The sequence below is a fragment of the Mesorhizobium sp. CA8 genome (assembly GCF_020164955.1).
GTDB lineage: Bacteria > Pseudomonadota > Alphaproteobacteria > Rhizobiales > Rhizobiaceae > Mesorhizobium.
This window is the reverse complement of record NZ_JAIUHG010000038.1, coordinates 1-14,055: the sequence shown is the minus strand read 5'-3', so window position 1 is coordinate 14,055 and position 14,055 is coordinate 1. Positions and strand designations below refer to the sequence as shown.

The following is a 14,055-nucleotide window of genomic DNA, read 5'->3' as shown; positions in this document are numbered from 1 at the left end:
GGTCAAGTCGATCATAGGCCGGCAAGCACCGCCGGCGGGCGTCACTTGCACCCACGGGGCAGCGAGCACGCGGCGGCAGATGATTGGCCCTGCCACACCGGCGCTCAAGAGCGCTTAAGGCGCTCAAGGATTTCCGGGGCGAACTCGTACTGCCATGCCGTTCCTCGCCCCACCGAATTTTTCACGATCGTTTCCTGGAGGACGCCACGCGCAACCAGCGGATCAACCGATTCCTTCACTGTGTTGCGCGTCATACCGGTTACCTCTTTGATGTTCGCAAGGGTTAGCTTCTCGCCCCTTTGGTGCATCATATAGAGCACCGTCATCATGCCGAGCTGCTTCAGCCGCGATTGCGGCGTTTCTCCCTCGACCGGATTGTCAAAAACCTCCTGCAGGGCGAGGGCCGAAAACCGCTGGTCCTGCCATTCCGCGTTACGTGCGCTTGTCATCGATTAAACTATCAGATATTCGATAGTATAACGAATCGGAATCGCAGATCGGTCCCGACCAGCGTTGCGCGCGTGAAAGGTGGTGATCATGAGAAACTCGCTCATACGGGCAATCGTCGCTGCATCCAGCCTAGCGTCATTCTATCTCGTTTTCGACAGTAAAGCGCGAGCTGATGAATGGGGATGCCAGGTTATCCTGTGCCTTTCCAATCCAGGCGGCGCGACGCAATACGCTGAGTGCCGACCGCCTATCAACAAGCTCTGGCGTTGGCTCGCCAAGGGCCACTCGTTTCCCACATGCAGCGGCGTTGGGTTCCAGAGTTCGCGCCCAGGCTACGATCCGTATTACTGCAACGAGTGCTATACGCTCACCAGCTCTTTCGGATCAGGCGAACGTGTCGCCACATGCGTCTCGACCTCTGTCCAGCCCGTTGACAAGCGCTTCTGCTCATTCGGGCGCAATGACGACGACGGCGATCACACTTCCGTGCTGGCGCCGCGATGGCAAAGGCAGGACGGCCGCTTTCAGTGCATGGCCAAGGTTACGTCCCGGCCCAACGTCCGAGCGCAGCCCCATTTTGTCGATGTGACCATCGACGGCGTCGGAAAGCAAAGGGTCTGGTACTGACCATGCCAGTTCTCTTCGCCGATCTTGCGCAGACCTGCGCACCCATAGTCGCTGCCCAGACGCTGGCGGGCGTCGTCAGCCTGGAAAGCCGGTTCGAGCCGCTGGCCATCCGGATCAACAGCGGTCCGCCACTTTCGAAGCATCCGTCCACGAAAGCGGAGGCGATCGAGATTGCCACGTCGCTGGCGGCTGAGGGGCAGGACATCCAGCTCGGCCTCGGTGGCATCGGCATGGAAGAGCTTCGAAAACTGAAGCTGTCGATCTCCGACGCCTTCGATCCGTGCCGCAACCTTCGGGCCACCGCGACGCTCCTCGATGGATACTACCGGCTCGCCGTTAACGCCGGCGCCAATCCGAAGCGGGCGGGGCAGGTGATGCTGCAATCCTGGTATGGGCGAGGCGATCCCACCGTTGGCGACATGGTCAAGTACGACGAGCAGGTCAGGAAAGAGGCGAGGCGGCTGAGCGGATCCCTTGCGACGCTCGAAATCGGAGATGGCGGGCAGGGGAGGGGGGATAGTGAGCCTCCTGCCATCGAAGTCGCGGCCAAACAGCAGACACACGATCCGCGAGCCGACCAGGCAGCCTCGGCTCCCTCTTGGGATGTCTTCAATGCGCGGCGGCGATCTCCCGTCCTGGTGTTTCAGAACAGTCAAATGGAGCAGAGTGAATGACCTCCCATTCCCGTATCCGATCGACCGCCGCCTCCGCTGTCCTAGCCGCGGCCATCGTCACGACCGTGATCGAGCCCGCGTTCGCGCAAGCCGCCGGCATCGAAACCGTACTGCAGAACATCGTCGACATGCTGACCGGCAACATCGCCAAGCTGCTGGCTACCATCGCGGTGATCGTGATCTGCATCGCCTGGATGTTCGGCTACATGGATCTGAGACGAGCAGGGTTCTGGATCATCGGCATCGGCGGTATCTTCGGCGCCACCGAGCTCGTCAACACCATCGTCGGAGGCTGACGCCATGGCGAGTGCGCGGCCGACGCTCGAGGAAGACACGCTGTTCATCGCCTGCACCCGGCCGGCGATGATCGCCGGCGTGACGATGGAAGCCATGGGCGTGAACATCATGCTCACCACCATCCTCTACATCCTTGCCGGCTCGATCGCCTACGCGCTCGTCGGCGTGGCCTTCCACCTGTTGTTCCGCGCTGTCGTCAAACACGACCACAACATGTTTCGCATCCTGCTGGCCTGGGTGGAGACGCGTGGCCGGTCCCGGAACAGCGCCTATTGGGGCGGCGCGACACTGACACCGCTGAGACTCGCCCGACGCTTCGACGAAAGGGACCTCGATCTTGCCTAGCCTGGCCACGCTCAGGTCTCGCGAACTCGATCCGCAGACCTTCATCCCGTATTTTCGCCATGTCGACCATCAGACCATCGCGCTCAATTCGCGGGCGCTGATGGTGATGGTCGCGCTCGAAGGCGTCTCGTTCGAGACCGCGGATGTTCTCGACCTCAATTCCCTTCATCGCGACCTCAACACACTCTACCGGAACATCGCCGACGAGCGGCTTGCCGTGTGGACCCATCTCATTCGCCGTCGCGACAACAGCTATCCCGAAGGAATGTTCACCACACCGTTCTCGGCGACGCTCAACGACAAGTATCGGGCGCGCATGGTGGACGAGGATCTGTTCCGTAACGACCTCTATCTGACCATCCTCTGGTCCCCGGCCCGCGATCCGGCAGACAAGGCGGCAAAGCTGCTGTCGCGCCTGCGTCGCGCCCGCCGGACGTCGACGGAACTGGACGAGGAAGCGCTGAAGCAGCTTCACGACAAGGTCGCCGAAGTCACGGCGGCGCTGAAGCGCTTCGAGCCACGCCTGCTGTCGCTTTACGAATCCGGCGGCCTGTTGTTCTCAGAGCCGAGTGAGGTGCTGCACCAGATCGTAGGCGGCCGGCGAGAATCGGTTCCGCTGACTGAGGGTCGGATCGCGTCGGCGATCTACTCCGACCGGATCATCGTCGGCCGCGAGACGATCGAGATCCGGCACGAAGCCGCCAGCCGCTATGCGGGCATACTGAGTTTCAAGGAATATCCGGCGCGCACCAGGACCGGCATGCTCGACGCTGCGCTCACCAGCCCCTTCGAAATTATCCTCACGCAGTCGTTCTCCTTCGCTTCGAAGGCGGACGCCCGCGTCATCATGGGCCGCAAGCAGAACCAGATGGTCAGCAGCGGCGACAAGGCGGCCTCGCAGATCGATGAGCTGGACGAGGCGATGGACAATCTGGAGTCCAATCGGTTCGCGCTCGGCGAGCATCATCTGACGCTTTCCGTCTTCGCCTCCTCGGTGAAGGAACTGACCGACAATCTCGCCAAGGCGCGCGCCAGCCTGACCAGCGGCGGCGCGGTCGTCGCGCGCGAGGATCTTGGCCTCGAGGCTGCCTGGTGGGCGCAGTTGCCCGGCAACTTCCGCTACCGCGCTCGGTCCGGCGCGATCACGTCGCGGAACTTCGCCGCCTTGTCACCCTTCCACTCCTATCCGATCGGCCAGAAGGACGGCAATGAATGGGGGCCGGCCGTTGCCCTGCTCAAGACGGCATCAGGGTCGCCGTACTACTTCAATTTTCATTATGGCGATCTCGGCAACACCTTTGTTTGCGGGCCGTCTGGCGCCGGCAAGACCGTGCTTTTGAACTTCATGCTGTCGCAGCTCGAGAAGCACGATCCGCACGTGGTGTTCTTTGACAAGGACCGGGGCGCCGATCTTTACGTGCGCGCCGCCGGCGGCGCCTATCTGCCCCTCAAGAATGGTGTTCCGACCGGTTGCGCGCCCCTGAAGGCGCTCGAGCTGACGCCCGAGAACAAGGTGTTCCTGACGCGCTGGGTCGGCAAGCTTGTCGGCTCGACAACACGGGAACTGACCGTGACCGAGCTTCGCGACATTGCTTCCGCCATCGACGGCCTTGCCGACCTGCCGGTCGAGCGCCGCACGATCGGCGCGCTCAGGACCTTTCTCAACAACACCGACCCGGAGGGGATCGCGGCCAGGCTGCGCCGGTGGGAGAGGGGAGGGCCGCTGGGTTGGGTGTTTGACAATCTGATCGAGGACATTGGCTTCGGTGATTTCGGCGCCGGCGGCAGATTCGTAGGCTACGACATGACCGACTTTCTCGACAATGAAGAAATCCGCACGCCGCTGATGGCCTATCTCTTCCACCGCGTCGAGCAGCTGATCGACGGCAGGCGGATCATCATCGTCATCGACGAGTTCTGGAAGGCGCTGCAGGACGAGGGGTTCAGGGATCTCGCGCAAAACAAGCTGAAGACGATCCGCAAGCAAAACGGCCTGATGCTCTTTGCCACGCAAAGCCCCCGCGATGCGCTCGTTTCACCAATCGCACACACAATCATCGAGCAGTGCCCGACGCAGATCTTCCTGCCGAACGCCCGCGGCAATCAAGCTGACTATGTCGACGGCTTCAAGCTGACGGAGCGCGAGTACGAACTGATCGCTCGCGAACTCTCGGTCGAAAGCCGGCGGTTCGTGCTGAAGCAAGGCCACAACAGCGTCGTCGCCGAGTTGAACCTCAGGGGCTTCGATGACGAACTCGCCATCCTTTCCGGCCGCACCGCCAATGTCGAGCTTGCCGAGGCGATCCGCGCGGAAGTTGGCGACCGGGGCGAGGACTGGCTTCCCATTTTCCACCAGAGAAGGAGTGCGGGCTGATGGCTTCCTACCGACTTCACGGCGCGGCGATTGCCGCGGCGCTATTGCTGTCCGCGAGCGGAGCGGCGGGGCAGGGGATACCGGTGATCGACCAGACGGCGATCGCCAAGCAGATCGAGAGCATCACGCAGCTCAAGTCGCAGCTCGATGCGCTCCACCAGCAGATCGAACAGGCGCAGCAGCTCTACGGCTCGCTCAACAAACTCACCGATATGGCGGATGTCGCGAGCGTCCTCAATGATCCTTCAATCCGAAAAGCCTTGCCAGCGGACTTCAACGCGATCCAGGGGCTATTCAAGGGCGAGGGCGCCGGCGTGTTCGGTGACTCAGCCTCGAAATTCCTTGAAGACAATTCCACCTATCGGACCAGCGCCGACGACTTCTACGCAAAGGAGCTCTCCCGCATCCAGAACAAGAATGCCGGCCAGATGAGCCTCGGCCAGCAGATCTATGACGCCGCGACCAAGCGCATCGACGGCATCGATCAGTTGCGCGAGAAGATATCGACGGCAGCCGACGCCAAGGACATCGCCGACCTGCAGGCGCGGCTCCAGGCCGAAACGGCCTTCCTCCAAACCGACGTGCTCCGCATGGAGGGCCTGCGCATGGTGCAGCAGGCGCAGGCTCAAGTCGATGAGCAGCGCAAGGCCGAGGACTGGCGCCAGCGCATGGACTCGATCAAGGCGGCGCTGCAATGAGGAGGCTGCTTCTCCTGGCGGCGATAGTTGGTCTGGCGGCGTGCTCGGAGCAGACCGAACTAAGCTACACCGTCGACGAACTGGTGGCGGACGAAGCGCTTCTTTCCAGCACCCTCACAAAGTGTCGCAACAATCCGGGTGAGCTCAGAGACACGACGAACTGCAGGAACGCCGAAGCCGCCGACGGCAAGCTGCGGCTTCAGCGGATGCGGCAGTCGTTGGGAGGCTGACAATGTATGAGGTGTTCGCCTTCGTCGATGAGCAGTTCAAGGCGCCCTTGGAGACTTTCATCTCCGATGGCACCTCCAACATCTCCGAATGGGTTTCGGGGCCTCTCACGGCGGCAGTCACCCTCTATATCGTGCTCTACGGCTATCTCATTCTCCGAGGCTCGGTCCAGGAACCGATCCTGGATTTCGCTTACCGGGCGATCAAGCTCGCCATCATCGTGATGCTGGTGAAGAACGCCGGCGAATACCAGACCTATGTCACAAACATCTTCTTCGACGTGCTCCCGCGCGAAATCTCTCAGGCTCTGAATACAGGCACGGCGCCGAGCGCTTCCACCTTCGACAGTCTGCTCGACAAGGGGCAGGCCTCCGCCACCGACATCTGGTCCCGAGCTTCCTGGCCCGTCGACATCGTGACAGGCGTCGCCGGCATGATGGTGATCGGTGCGAGCTTCATCGTCGCAGCGATCGGCTACATCGTCTCGCTCTATGCCCGGCTGGCGCTCGCCATCGTGCTGGCGATCGGCCCGATCTTTGTGGCGGTCGCCATGTTCCAGGCGACGCGCCGCTTTACCGAGGCCTGGATCGGGCAGCTTGTGAACTTCGTAATCCTGCAGGTCCTGGTCGTCGCCGTTGGCTCGCTGCTGATCACCTGCATCGACACCACGTTCACGGCGATCGAGGGATACAGCGACGTGCTCATGCGGCCGATCGCGCTTTGCGCCATCTGCCTCGCCGCCCTCTATGTCTTCTATCAGCTTCCCAACATCGCTTCGGCGCTCGCCGCCGGCGGCGCGTCGTTGACCTATGGCTACGGTGCGGCACGCGACGCCCACGAAAGCACACTCGCCTGGACGGCATCCCATATCGTCCGTGCCGCCGGCCGCGGCTTCGGCGCGGCCGGCCGAACCTTCACCTCGAAACGCGCCGGCTCATGACGCTTTTCGCACCAACAAGAAAAAGGCCTTCCGGAATGATCCGAATTTTCCCGCTGGTTTGCATGGCGGCGATCTTAAGTGGCTGCGCATCGCTATCCTATCCGCTCCCCAAATGCGACGGCTATTCGCGCCGGCCGCTCAATCGTTCGATGTGGGAATGGGAGGACAATAAGAATCTCACTGAGAAGCGTTCGAGCGCACAGCCGTCGATCTCCCAACAGGCGGCCGCAGCCTATGTCGAAGAGGGCAGGGCGCCGGCCGCCTTAGCCCGTTTTGACATCGCTGCATCCAATCGTCCTTGCGGAGCGTGACCCATGGTCTCCGGGGACGAACTCAAGGCATATTTCGAGAAGGCGAGACGCTTCGATCAGGACCGCATGGTTCAGGTCGAACGCTCGGCGCGTATCGCCTGGTCCGTGGCAATCGTTGCCGGCGTCCTTGCCGGCGTTTCGATCTTCGCCGTCGCGGCCTTGACCCCGCTGAAGACGGTGGAACCGTTTGTCGTGCGGGTGGACAATTCGACAGGCATTGTCGATGTCGTCTCGGCGCTGACGTCGACCGCGGGCACCTATGACGAAGCCGTCACCAAATACTTTGCCGCCAAATATGTGCGTGCGCGGGAAGGCTATGTCTGGAGCGAGGCGGAGGAGAATTATCGCACCGTCGCCTTGCTGTCGACACAGCCCGAGCAGACGCGATTTTCCACGTACTATCGTGGCAGCAACCCAGATTCGCCGCAGAACACCTACGGGCGCGGCGCCACTGTGCGCATCAGCATTGCGTCGATCTCACTGATCAATTCGAATGTCGTATCCGTCCGCTACATGCGCACGATCACGCGCGGCGAGGAGGTTCGGACAACCCATTGGGTCGCTACCCTAACCTTCTCCTACGTCAACGCGCCGATGTCGTCGACGGATCGGCTGGTGAACCCTCTCGGCTTCGTGGTCAGCGAATACCGGGCCGATCCGGAGGCCATCAACTGATGCGCACAATCGCAATCGCCACTCTTCTTCTGGCCGCCACCCCATCCGCCGCGCTTGCCCTCGAAATTCCTCGCGGCGCATCGCAGGACAGCCGTGTGCGCTTTGTCGACTACCAGCCCTACAACATCACCCGCATCGTCGGCTCGCTGCGCTCCTCGGTGCAGGTTGAATTCTCGGCCGATGAGGAGATCGCCCATGTCGCGCTCGGAAACAGCGTCGCATGGGAGGTCGCGCCGGCCGGCAACATCCTGTTTCTCAAGCCGCGGGAAAACCAGCCAGTCACCAATATCTCCGTCGTGACCACCCGGCGTGACGGCTCAACCCGCAGCTACCAGATGGAGCTGACGGTAAGGGACGGAACGGTGGTGGTCGGCCAGAATACCTATTTCTACGTCAAGTATCGCTATCCGGCTGACGAGGCCGAACGACGGCGACAGGCTGCGGCGGCGCGAGCCGTCGCGGCGCAGGCGAAAGAGGCCGACAATGTGCTGGCCCTCCACGAAGCCTATGGCCCACGGAACTGGCGCTATTCGGCACAAGGCTCCCAGGCACTGGAACCGGAGACGGTCTACGACAATGGCAAGGTGACGACGTTCGCCTTCGTCGGCAATCAGGAGATGCCCGCCATCTATATCGAGAACTCGGACGGCAGCGAGAGCCTAGTGCCCAAATCCGTCGACGGGAACCTGGTCCTGGTCCACGCGATCAGCCGCAAGTTCATCCTGCGCAGGGGAGGGGATGTGCTTTGCGTCTTCAACGAGGCCTATGACCGCGTCGGCATCGATCCGGACACCAACACGACCTCGCCATCGGTCGAACGCGTCGTGCGGAGCGACGCCAGCGCAGCGCGATAGGAGGTGGGCATGGCTCAGGAAAACGAAAGCAGGATCCCGGGCGAGCGGGCTGAAACTGTCGCGGCCAGGCGGATCGACAACAATCCCACCCTGAAGCGGGGCGCCGTAGCGCTGGCCGTCGTCGCCTTCGTTGCCTTCGCATTGTGGTCTATGAGCGGAGAAAAGACGCCGTCGGACATGACGAAGCCGGAGCGGGTGGTCATTCGCCAGGCGACGAGTTTCGAGCCGGCCAAGGAGCAAGTGGAACCGGTCGTTGCCCGCCCGGAAGTGAAGCTGCCGACCCCTGTAGTGACCGAGCAGGCCAAGGAAGAAGATCCGCTGCTCGACTCGGCGCGGCGTGCGCCTGTCATGGCTTACAGCGGCGGGCAGAAAAACGCGACATCGAGCCGGGATGCCGGAGGCTCTGCAGCAGCGACAGAGGGCAACTACCTGCCGCTCGACGGAAATATGATGGGACAGAATGCGGCCAACGCCGATCAACAGCGGTTTGACGGCCTCCTGCGGCCGACCCGGCTCGAGGGCTCGCGAGCCGGCACGCTCGGCAACCGCAATTACATCGTCGCCATGGGAACCTCGATACCTTGCGTCCTCGAGACCGCCATGGCGTCGGATCAGCCCGGCTTCGCAAGCTGTGTGATCAACCGCGACGTCCTCTCTGACAATGGCCGGGTCGTGCTGATGGAGAAGGGAACCCAGGTCATCGGCGAATACCGTGGCGGCCTTCAGCGCGGGCAGAAACGTCTCTTCGTGCTCTGGAATCGGGCAAAGACGGCAAAAGGCGTGATCGTCACGCTCGCATCGCCTGCGACGGACGCCCTCGGCCGCGCCGGCGTCGACGGCTATGTCGACACCCATTGGTGGGAGCGATTCGGCAGCGCACTCCTTCTTTCCGTCGTCGGTGATGCGACCAGCTACGCCAGCAGCCGGCTGCAAGACAGCGGTGTCGAGGCGCAGAACACGACGAGCGCGGGCCAGCAGGCCGCGGCCATTGCGGTCGAGCAGTCGATCAACATTCCACCGACACTGAACAAGCACCAGGGCGAACTCGCCTCGATTTTCGTGGCGCGCGATCTCGACTTTTCCAATGTCTATAGGCTCCGCGTGACGGAGCCTAGAAACCGCATTTACGATCGCGCGGTGCTGGGGGATTTCAGCCCGCGGTCGACCCTCACAACGAAGTAGCAAGAGACAATGGTCGAGGGAACCGACGCGGCAGTCGTTCGCGAACTCCTCTCACCATTGGCGCCATTCCTGGCCAATGGGTCTCTATTCGAAGTGATCATGAATCGGCCTGGTCAGATGTTGACGGAAGGTACCAATGGGTGGCGCACCCATGACATGCCGGAACTGACCTTCGAGAAACTGATGCGTCTTGCCCGCGCAGTGGCGACTTTCTCCAACCAGTCGATCGACGAGAGGCGGCCAATCCTTTCCGCGACGCTTCCAGGCGAAGAGCGCATCCAGATCGTCATCCCGCCGGCGACAACGAAGGGGACGGTGAGCCTCACAATCCGAAAACCCTCGTCATTGAACCTTACCCTCGATGATCTGGAAGGAAGTGGGTTCTTCAGCGAAGTCAAGGCTGCGGGACAGGAAGACGCCGCAAGTGACCAGAAGCTGAAAGCCCTTTATGACGCGGGCTGCTACAAGGATTTCCTGCGCGAGGCAGTGATTGCGAGGAAAAATATCGTGATCTCGGGGGCGACGGGATCGGCAAAGACGACGCTGTCAAAGGCCTTGATCCGGCACATTCCCGAGCACGAGCGCATTATCTCCATTGAGGACACACCTGAACTCGTCATCCCGCAACATAACCACGTCCGCCTCTTCTATTCCAAAGGAGAGCAGGGGCTGTCATTGGCCGGGCCGAAAGAGCTGCTGGAAGCGTGCCTTCGCATGCGCCCGGATCGAATCCTGCTTCAGGAACTCCGCGACGGAAGCGCGTTCTATTACATCCGAAACGTGAATTCTGGCCACCCAGGGTCGATTACGACCGTGCATGCCCACTCGGCGACGCTGGCCTTCGAGCAATTGGCTCTGTTGATCAAGGAATCCGAGGGCGGTCGCAACGTTGAGCATGACGACATCCGCAGCCTTCTCAGGGTGTCCATCGACATCATCGTCCAGTGCAAGCGTGTAGGCGAACGGTTCCGTGTGACAGAGATATACCGTCAGTTTTAGGCGACATGACCGTCGCCCTTAATTTTATCGCTCAAAATTTGTAGTAAGCTATGAATAACGTAGCCGGCAACACATAGTCAGCTGTGTGCTAATAATTCACGGCGGCTCAAGGGGCCCGACTGGTGGAGGGTTTGCCTGAATTGAAAGCGCCGGCCAAGTAAGGTGTGTACGCTACAGCCAAATATGCGTCTTGACGGAACGTCACCCGCACATTTCACCACATGGTGTGGGCAAACGTCCTACAAACGTCTGCTGTCATACCTTGGCTTTAGCCTTATGCCTGCTCGGAGTTTTCTTGGCTGGCGTCGGCTGCGGTTTGCGTCCGAGCCCGACGGCCTTCGCGAGCGTTGATCGTTGGGCCGCATAATTCGGCGCCACCATCGGGTAATCTGGCTTCAATCCCCACTTTTCGCGGTATTCGTTTGGAGTGAGGCCGTAGTGTACCGCGAGATGCCGTTTCATCGACTTGAATTTCTTCCCGTCCTCCAGGCAGATAATGTAGTCCGGCGTTACTGACCGCTTAGGATTGATGGCGGGCTCCCGTTTAGATGGCCCGGCCACATTCGGCGAACCAAGGCCTGTTAGCGACGAATGAATCGACGCGATAAGGTCTGGCAACCCGGTGGCAGGGAGGGGATTTTGGCTCACATAGGCAGAGACAATGTCGGCCGTCAGCCCGACCAGATCAGCCGCCATGACTTCATTTTGATCGCTCAACTATTCGCTCCTGATAAAAGGTCAAGCCGCGTGTCATCAGTTTTATATCGCAAGCGTGAACGATGCCGGGAAAATACCACGAGCGCAAGCAACCAAAAGGTTGACCTAGCCAATCCAAAGGGCATCCAATTCGCCTGGGGTTCCTGGAAGCTTTTCGAACTTTCTGGGTCACGTCTCAGCCCGAGTTGCGCGCGCTTATGGACAAAGCGGGACACTAGATTCGGCTTTTGGACAATTTCGGTGGCAGCGACTTTCTGGCGCGTGTGACTTCCTGATAGCGCCGGTCAGCACGACACCCCAAGGGCTCCACGTTCTGAATGGCAGCTTTGCGCCCAATGTCGGCAGTTGAAGTCAGGCTTGCCACCGCCCTATAGCGGACATTACCGGCGACCACGCTGGAGGTCGCGGTCGCGCCATCTGGGGACCTTGTCTGAATAGTGGCGAATGACCAGTGCCGAGCGATTCCCGGCCGTTCGTTTGATCCTAAACAGCGCCTCGGCGCGACCGCGCAGCGTTGCCTTCGTAACTGATCCGGTGACAGCCACCCCTTTGGCGCTTTTCAGATGATCTTGCCCGGATTCATAATCCCGTTCGGATCAATGGCGTGCTGGATCGCGGCCATCAGATCGACCGCGTTCTGGCCATGCTCGGCAACCATGAAATGCTTCTTGCCCTCGCCGATACCGTGTTCGCCGGTGCAGGTGCCGTCCATGGCGAGGGAGCGCTCGGTGAGCCGCCCCAGGAAGGCCCTGGTCCGTGCGACCTCCTCGGCATCATCCACCATCACGAGAACGGAGGCGTGGAAATTACCGTCCCCAACGTGCCCGACGATCGGCGCGATGAGTTTTGAGCGCTGGATATCGTTCTTTGTCTCGCGCACACATTCCGCCAGCCGGGAAATCGGCACGCACACGTCGGAGACAACGACCTTCGCGCCAGCGCGGTAGGATCGCAAGGCCCAGAAAACATCATGGCGCGCCTGCTGCCCGAGACCGACATCGAAGCATTGATGGCGCAGGTCACCACGCGCGATATGCAGGATATCAAATTCGCTCAGCAGCAGGTGCGCAACTTCGCGCAAGTCCAGCGCGACTCGATGAGGGACGTAGAGGTGGAGACGATGCCCGGCGTTATCCTGGGTCATCGCAACATCCCCGTGCAGTCTGTCGGCTGCTACGTGCCTGGCGGAAAGTTTCCAATGGTCGCATCGGCGCATATGTCGGTTGCCACGGCGAGCGTCGCGGGTGTTCCCCGTATTGTTGCGGCGACACCGCCTTTCAAGGGTAAGCCCAATCCAGCCGTCATCGCCGCCATGAAGCTCGGCGGCGCGCATGAAATCTATGTGCTGGGCGGCATCCAAGCGGTCGGCGCGATGGCCATTGGCACGGAAACAATGCGGCCGGTGCACATGATCGTCGGTCCAGGCAACGCGTATGTGGCCGAGGCCAAGCGCCAGCTTTTTGGCCGTGTGGGTATCGACCTATTTGCCGGCCCGACAGAGACGATGGTGAAAGCCGACGAGACCGTGGACGCCGAGCTTTGCGCGACCGACCTGCTCGGCCAGGCCGAGCACGGCTACAATTCACCCGCCGTGCTAGTGACCAATTCTGAGCGGCTTGCTCGTCAGACGATGCTCGAGATTGAGCGACTGCTCAAAGTCCTTCCGACCCAGGAGACCGCGCGCAAAAGTTGGGATGATTATGGCGAGATCATCGTCTGCGACAGCTATCAAGAGATGTTGTCGGTGGCAGACCACATTGCCTCCGAGCACGTTCAGGTGATGACCGATCGGGATGACTGGTTCTTGGAAAATATGCGCTGCTATGGCGCGCTGTTCCTCGGGCCGCGGACCAATGTGGCAAATCGCGACAAAGTGATCGGAACCAACCATACGCTGCCAACAAAGAAGGCCGGGCGCTATACCGGCGGGCTCTGGGTTGGCAAGTTCCTGAAGACCCACTCCTACCAGCGAGTACTCACTGCCCAAGCCGCCGCGCTTATCGGCGAGTATGCTCAAGGCTTTGCATGCTCGAGGGGTTCGTGGGACATGCGGAGCAGGCCAACATCCGTGTGCGGCGCTATGGCGGGCGCAATATCCCCTACGGGGTTGCTGCCGAATAGGCGGGGTGCGACGGCTTTCATTGACTTGCGGATTCTTCTCACCGCGAGCCGGTAATGCCTCCCGAGGCGAGAGGGCGGCTGTCGCCGATTTGATCGGCGGCAGCCGCAAAACCGGGAGACGCTTCGCCTGGCGAACGGTTCCTGAAGCCTTGCCTTACATGTCATCAACTCAGGGACAACAGTGGTGGACATCGTATTCATCCCTCGTGAGCTTGACCCGAACGAGCCGCGTCGCGGGCTCGCCGGAGACGGTCAAGCGCCTGGCCGGTCTCGGTTTCGATGTGATCGTCGAGAAGGGCGCTGGCCTCGGTTCCCGCATTCCCGACCAGGACTTCGCCGCCGCCGGCGGCGTGAGCGGCACGGCGGCCGACGCCAAAAAGGCCGATGTCGTGCTGAAAGTGCGCCGGCCGACGGATGCGGAGCTGAAGGGCTACAAGTCGGGCGCCGCTGTCATCGCCATCATGGATCCTTACGGCAACGACGCCGCGGTGATCGTCGATCTTGCGGTGGAGCGCGGCGGCAATGTCGAAGGCGCGGTGCCCGGCAAGGTCGTGACGACGGAG

15 protein-coding genes and 3 pseudogenes are annotated in these 14,055 nt (G+C 61.3%); 15 read left to right on the top strand and 3 right to left on the bottom strand.

Annotation, left to right across the window (positions count from 1 at the left end; translation table 11 throughout):
* Positions 1-104: 104 nt before the first annotated feature.
* A complete protein-coding gene (locus tag LB553_RS28455) occupies positions 105-449 on the bottom strand; it encodes a MarR family transcriptional regulator (protein ID WP_224518227.1) in 345 nt (114 codons plus the stop codon).
* A gap of 88 nt (positions 450-537) precedes the next feature.
* On the opposite strand from LB553_RS28455, the gene LB553_RS28450 reads away from it, so the two are divergent.
* Genes LB553_RS28450 through virB11 form a run of 13 tightly spaced genes read left to right on the top strand, consistent with a single transcriptional unit; the run spans position 538 to position 10,654 of the window.
* Entirely contained in the window at positions 538-1,077 is a 540-nt protein-coding gene (locus LB553_RS28450; protein ID WP_224518226.1) for a hypothetical protein, read from the top strand.
* 2 nt (positions 1,078-1,079) lie between these two features.
* Entirely contained in the window at positions 1,080-1,751 is a 672-nt protein-coding gene (locus LB553_RS28445; protein ID WP_224518223.1) for a lytic transglycosylase domain-containing protein, read from the top strand.
* Positions 1,748-2,047: a TrbC/VirB2 family protein gene (locus tag LB553_RS28440; RefSeq protein ID WP_224518221.1), complete on the top strand. Its 300-nt coding sequence runs from the start codon at positions 1,748-1,750 to the stop codon at positions 2,045-2,047. The genes LB553_RS28445 and LB553_RS28440 overlap by 4 nt, the downstream gene beginning before the upstream one ends.
* A 4-nt stretch (positions 2,048-2,051) precedes the next feature.
* Positions 2,052-2,393 (top strand): type IV secretion system protein VirB3, encoded by a 342-nt coding sequence (locus LB553_RS28435; protein WP_224518219.1) that lies wholly within the window; start codon positions 2,052-2,054, stop codon positions 2,391-2,393.
* Positions 2,386-4,767 carry a VirB4 family type IV secretion/conjugal transfer ATPase gene (locus tag LB553_RS28430; protein ID WP_224518217.1) on the top strand — a complete coding sequence of 794 codons (2,382 nt, stop codon included), beginning with the start codon at positions 2,386-2,388 and terminating at the stop codon, positions 4,765-4,767. The genes LB553_RS28435 and LB553_RS28430 overlap by 8 nt, the downstream gene beginning before the upstream one ends.
* A complete protein-coding gene (virB5, locus tag LB553_RS28425) occupies positions 4,767-5,465 on the top strand; it encodes a P-type DNA transfer protein VirB5 (RefSeq protein WP_224518215.1) in 699 nt (232 codons plus the stop codon). Before LB553_RS28430 ends, virB5 begins: the two co-directional genes overlap by 1 nt.
* The gene (locus LB553_RS28420) at positions 5,462-5,695 is read left to right on the top strand and encodes an EexN family lipoprotein (RefSeq protein WP_224518213.1); all 234 of its coding nucleotides are present in this window, start codon (positions 5,462-5,464) and stop codon (positions 5,693-5,695) included. The genes virB5 and LB553_RS28420 overlap by 4 nt, the downstream gene beginning before the upstream one ends.
* Positions 5,696-5,697: 2 nt before the next feature.
* The gene (locus tag LB553_RS28415) at positions 5,698-6,633 is read left to right on the top strand and encodes a type IV secretion system protein (RefSeq protein WP_224518211.1); all 936 of its coding nucleotides are present in this window, start codon (positions 5,698-5,700) and stop codon (positions 6,631-6,633) included.
* The gene (locus LB553_RS28410) at positions 6,630-6,944 is read left to right on the top strand and encodes a hypothetical protein (protein ID WP_224518209.1); all 315 of its coding nucleotides are present in this window, start codon (positions 6,630-6,632) and stop codon (positions 6,942-6,944) included. Before LB553_RS28415 ends, LB553_RS28410 begins: the two co-directional genes overlap by 4 nt.
* 3 nt (positions 6,945-6,947) lie before the next feature.
* Positions 6,948-7,619 carry a virB8 family protein gene (locus LB553_RS28405; RefSeq protein WP_224518207.1) on the top strand — a complete coding sequence of 224 codons (672 nt, stop codon included), beginning with the start codon at positions 6,948-6,950 and terminating at the stop codon, positions 7,617-7,619.
* Complete coding sequence (gene virB9 / locus LB553_RS28400; RefSeq protein ID WP_224518205.1) at positions 7,619-8,473, top strand: P-type conjugative transfer protein VirB9; 855 nt, start codon at positions 7,619-7,621, stop codon at positions 8,471-8,473. The genes LB553_RS28405 and virB9 overlap by 1 nt, the downstream gene beginning before the upstream one ends.
* 9 nt (positions 8,474-8,482) lie before the next feature.
* Complete coding sequence (virB10, locus tag LB553_RS28395; RefSeq protein WP_224518203.1) at positions 8,483-9,655, top strand: type IV secretion system protein VirB10; 1,173 nt, start codon at positions 8,483-8,485, stop codon at positions 9,653-9,655.
* 9 nt (positions 9,656-9,664) lie between these two features.
* Complete coding sequence (gene virB11, locus LB553_RS28390; protein WP_224518201.1) at positions 9,665-10,654, top strand: P-type DNA transfer ATPase VirB11; 990 nt, start codon at positions 9,665-9,667, stop codon at positions 10,652-10,654.
* 255 nt (positions 10,655-10,909) lie between these two features.
* Here virB11 and LB553_RS28385 read toward each other — a convergent pair whose 3' ends face one another.
* Together LB553_RS28385 and LB553_RS28380 are read right to left on the bottom strand one after the other, a co-directional pair.
* Entirely contained in the window at positions 10,910-11,371 is a 462-nt protein-coding gene (locus LB553_RS28385; protein ID WP_318011542.1) for a MucR family transcriptional regulator, read from the bottom strand.
* A 559-nt stretch (positions 11,372-11,930) separates the two neighbouring features.
* Positions 11,931-12,353 (bottom strand): annotated as a pseudogene (locus tag LB553_RS28380) (FAD-binding oxidoreductase); the annotation flags it as partial.
* Here LB553_RS28380 and hisD point away from each other — a divergent pair.
* Positions 12,354-13,492: pseudogene (gene hisD / locus LB553_RS28375) on the top strand (histidinol dehydrogenase); the annotation flags it as partial.
* Positions 13,493-13,673: 181 nt separating this feature from the next.
* Positions 13,674-13,983 (top strand): annotated as a pseudogene (locus tag LB553_RS28370) (NAD(P)(+) transhydrogenase (Re/Si-specific) subunit alpha); the annotation flags it as partial.
* Positions 13,984-14,055: the final 72 nt, after the last annotated feature.

Coding starts and splice junctions, on each gene's coding strand:
- LB553_RS28455 (WP_224518227.1), bottom strand. CDS start 449: ATGACAAGCGCACGTAACGCGGAATGGCAGGACCAGCGGTTTTCGGCC.
- LB553_RS28450 (WP_224518226.1), top strand. CDS start 538: ATGAGAAACTCGCTCATACGGGCAATCGTCGCTGCATCCAGCCTAGCG.
- LB553_RS28445 (WP_224518223.1), top strand. CDS start 1,080: ATGCCAGTTCTCTTCGCCGATCTTGCGCAGACCTGCGCACCCATAGTC.
- LB553_RS28440 (WP_224518221.1), top strand. CDS start 1,748: ATGACCTCCCATTCCCGTATCCGATCGACCGCCGCCTCCGCTGTCCTA.
- LB553_RS28435 (WP_224518219.1), top strand. CDS start 2,052: ATGGCGAGTGCGCGGCCGACGCTCGAGGAAGACACGCTGTTCATCGCC.
- virB5 (WP_224518215.1), top strand. CDS start 4,767: ATGGCTTCCTACCGACTTCACGGCGCGGCGATTGCCGCGGCGCTATTG.
- LB553_RS28420 (WP_224518213.1), top strand. CDS start 5,462: ATGAGGAGGCTGCTTCTCCTGGCGGCGATAGTTGGTCTGGCGGCGTGC.
- LB553_RS28415 (WP_224518211.1), top strand. CDS start 5,698: ATGTATGAGGTGTTCGCCTTCGTCGATGAGCAGTTCAAGGCGCCCTTG.
- LB553_RS28410 (WP_224518209.1), top strand. CDS start 6,630: ATGACGCTTTTCGCACCAACAAGAAAAAGGCCTTCCGGAATGATCCGA.
- LB553_RS28405 (WP_224518207.1), top strand. CDS start 6,948: ATGGTCTCCGGGGACGAACTCAAGGCATATTTCGAGAAGGCGAGACGC.
- virB9 (WP_224518205.1), top strand. CDS start 7,619: ATGCGCACAATCGCAATCGCCACTCTTCTTCTGGCCGCCACCCCATCC.
- virB10 (WP_224518203.1), top strand. CDS start 8,483: ATGGCTCAGGAAAACGAAAGCAGGATCCCGGGCGAGCGGGCTGAAACT.
- virB11 (WP_224518201.1), top strand. CDS start 9,665: ATGGTCGAGGGAACCGACGCGGCAGTCGTTCGCGAACTCCTCTCACCA.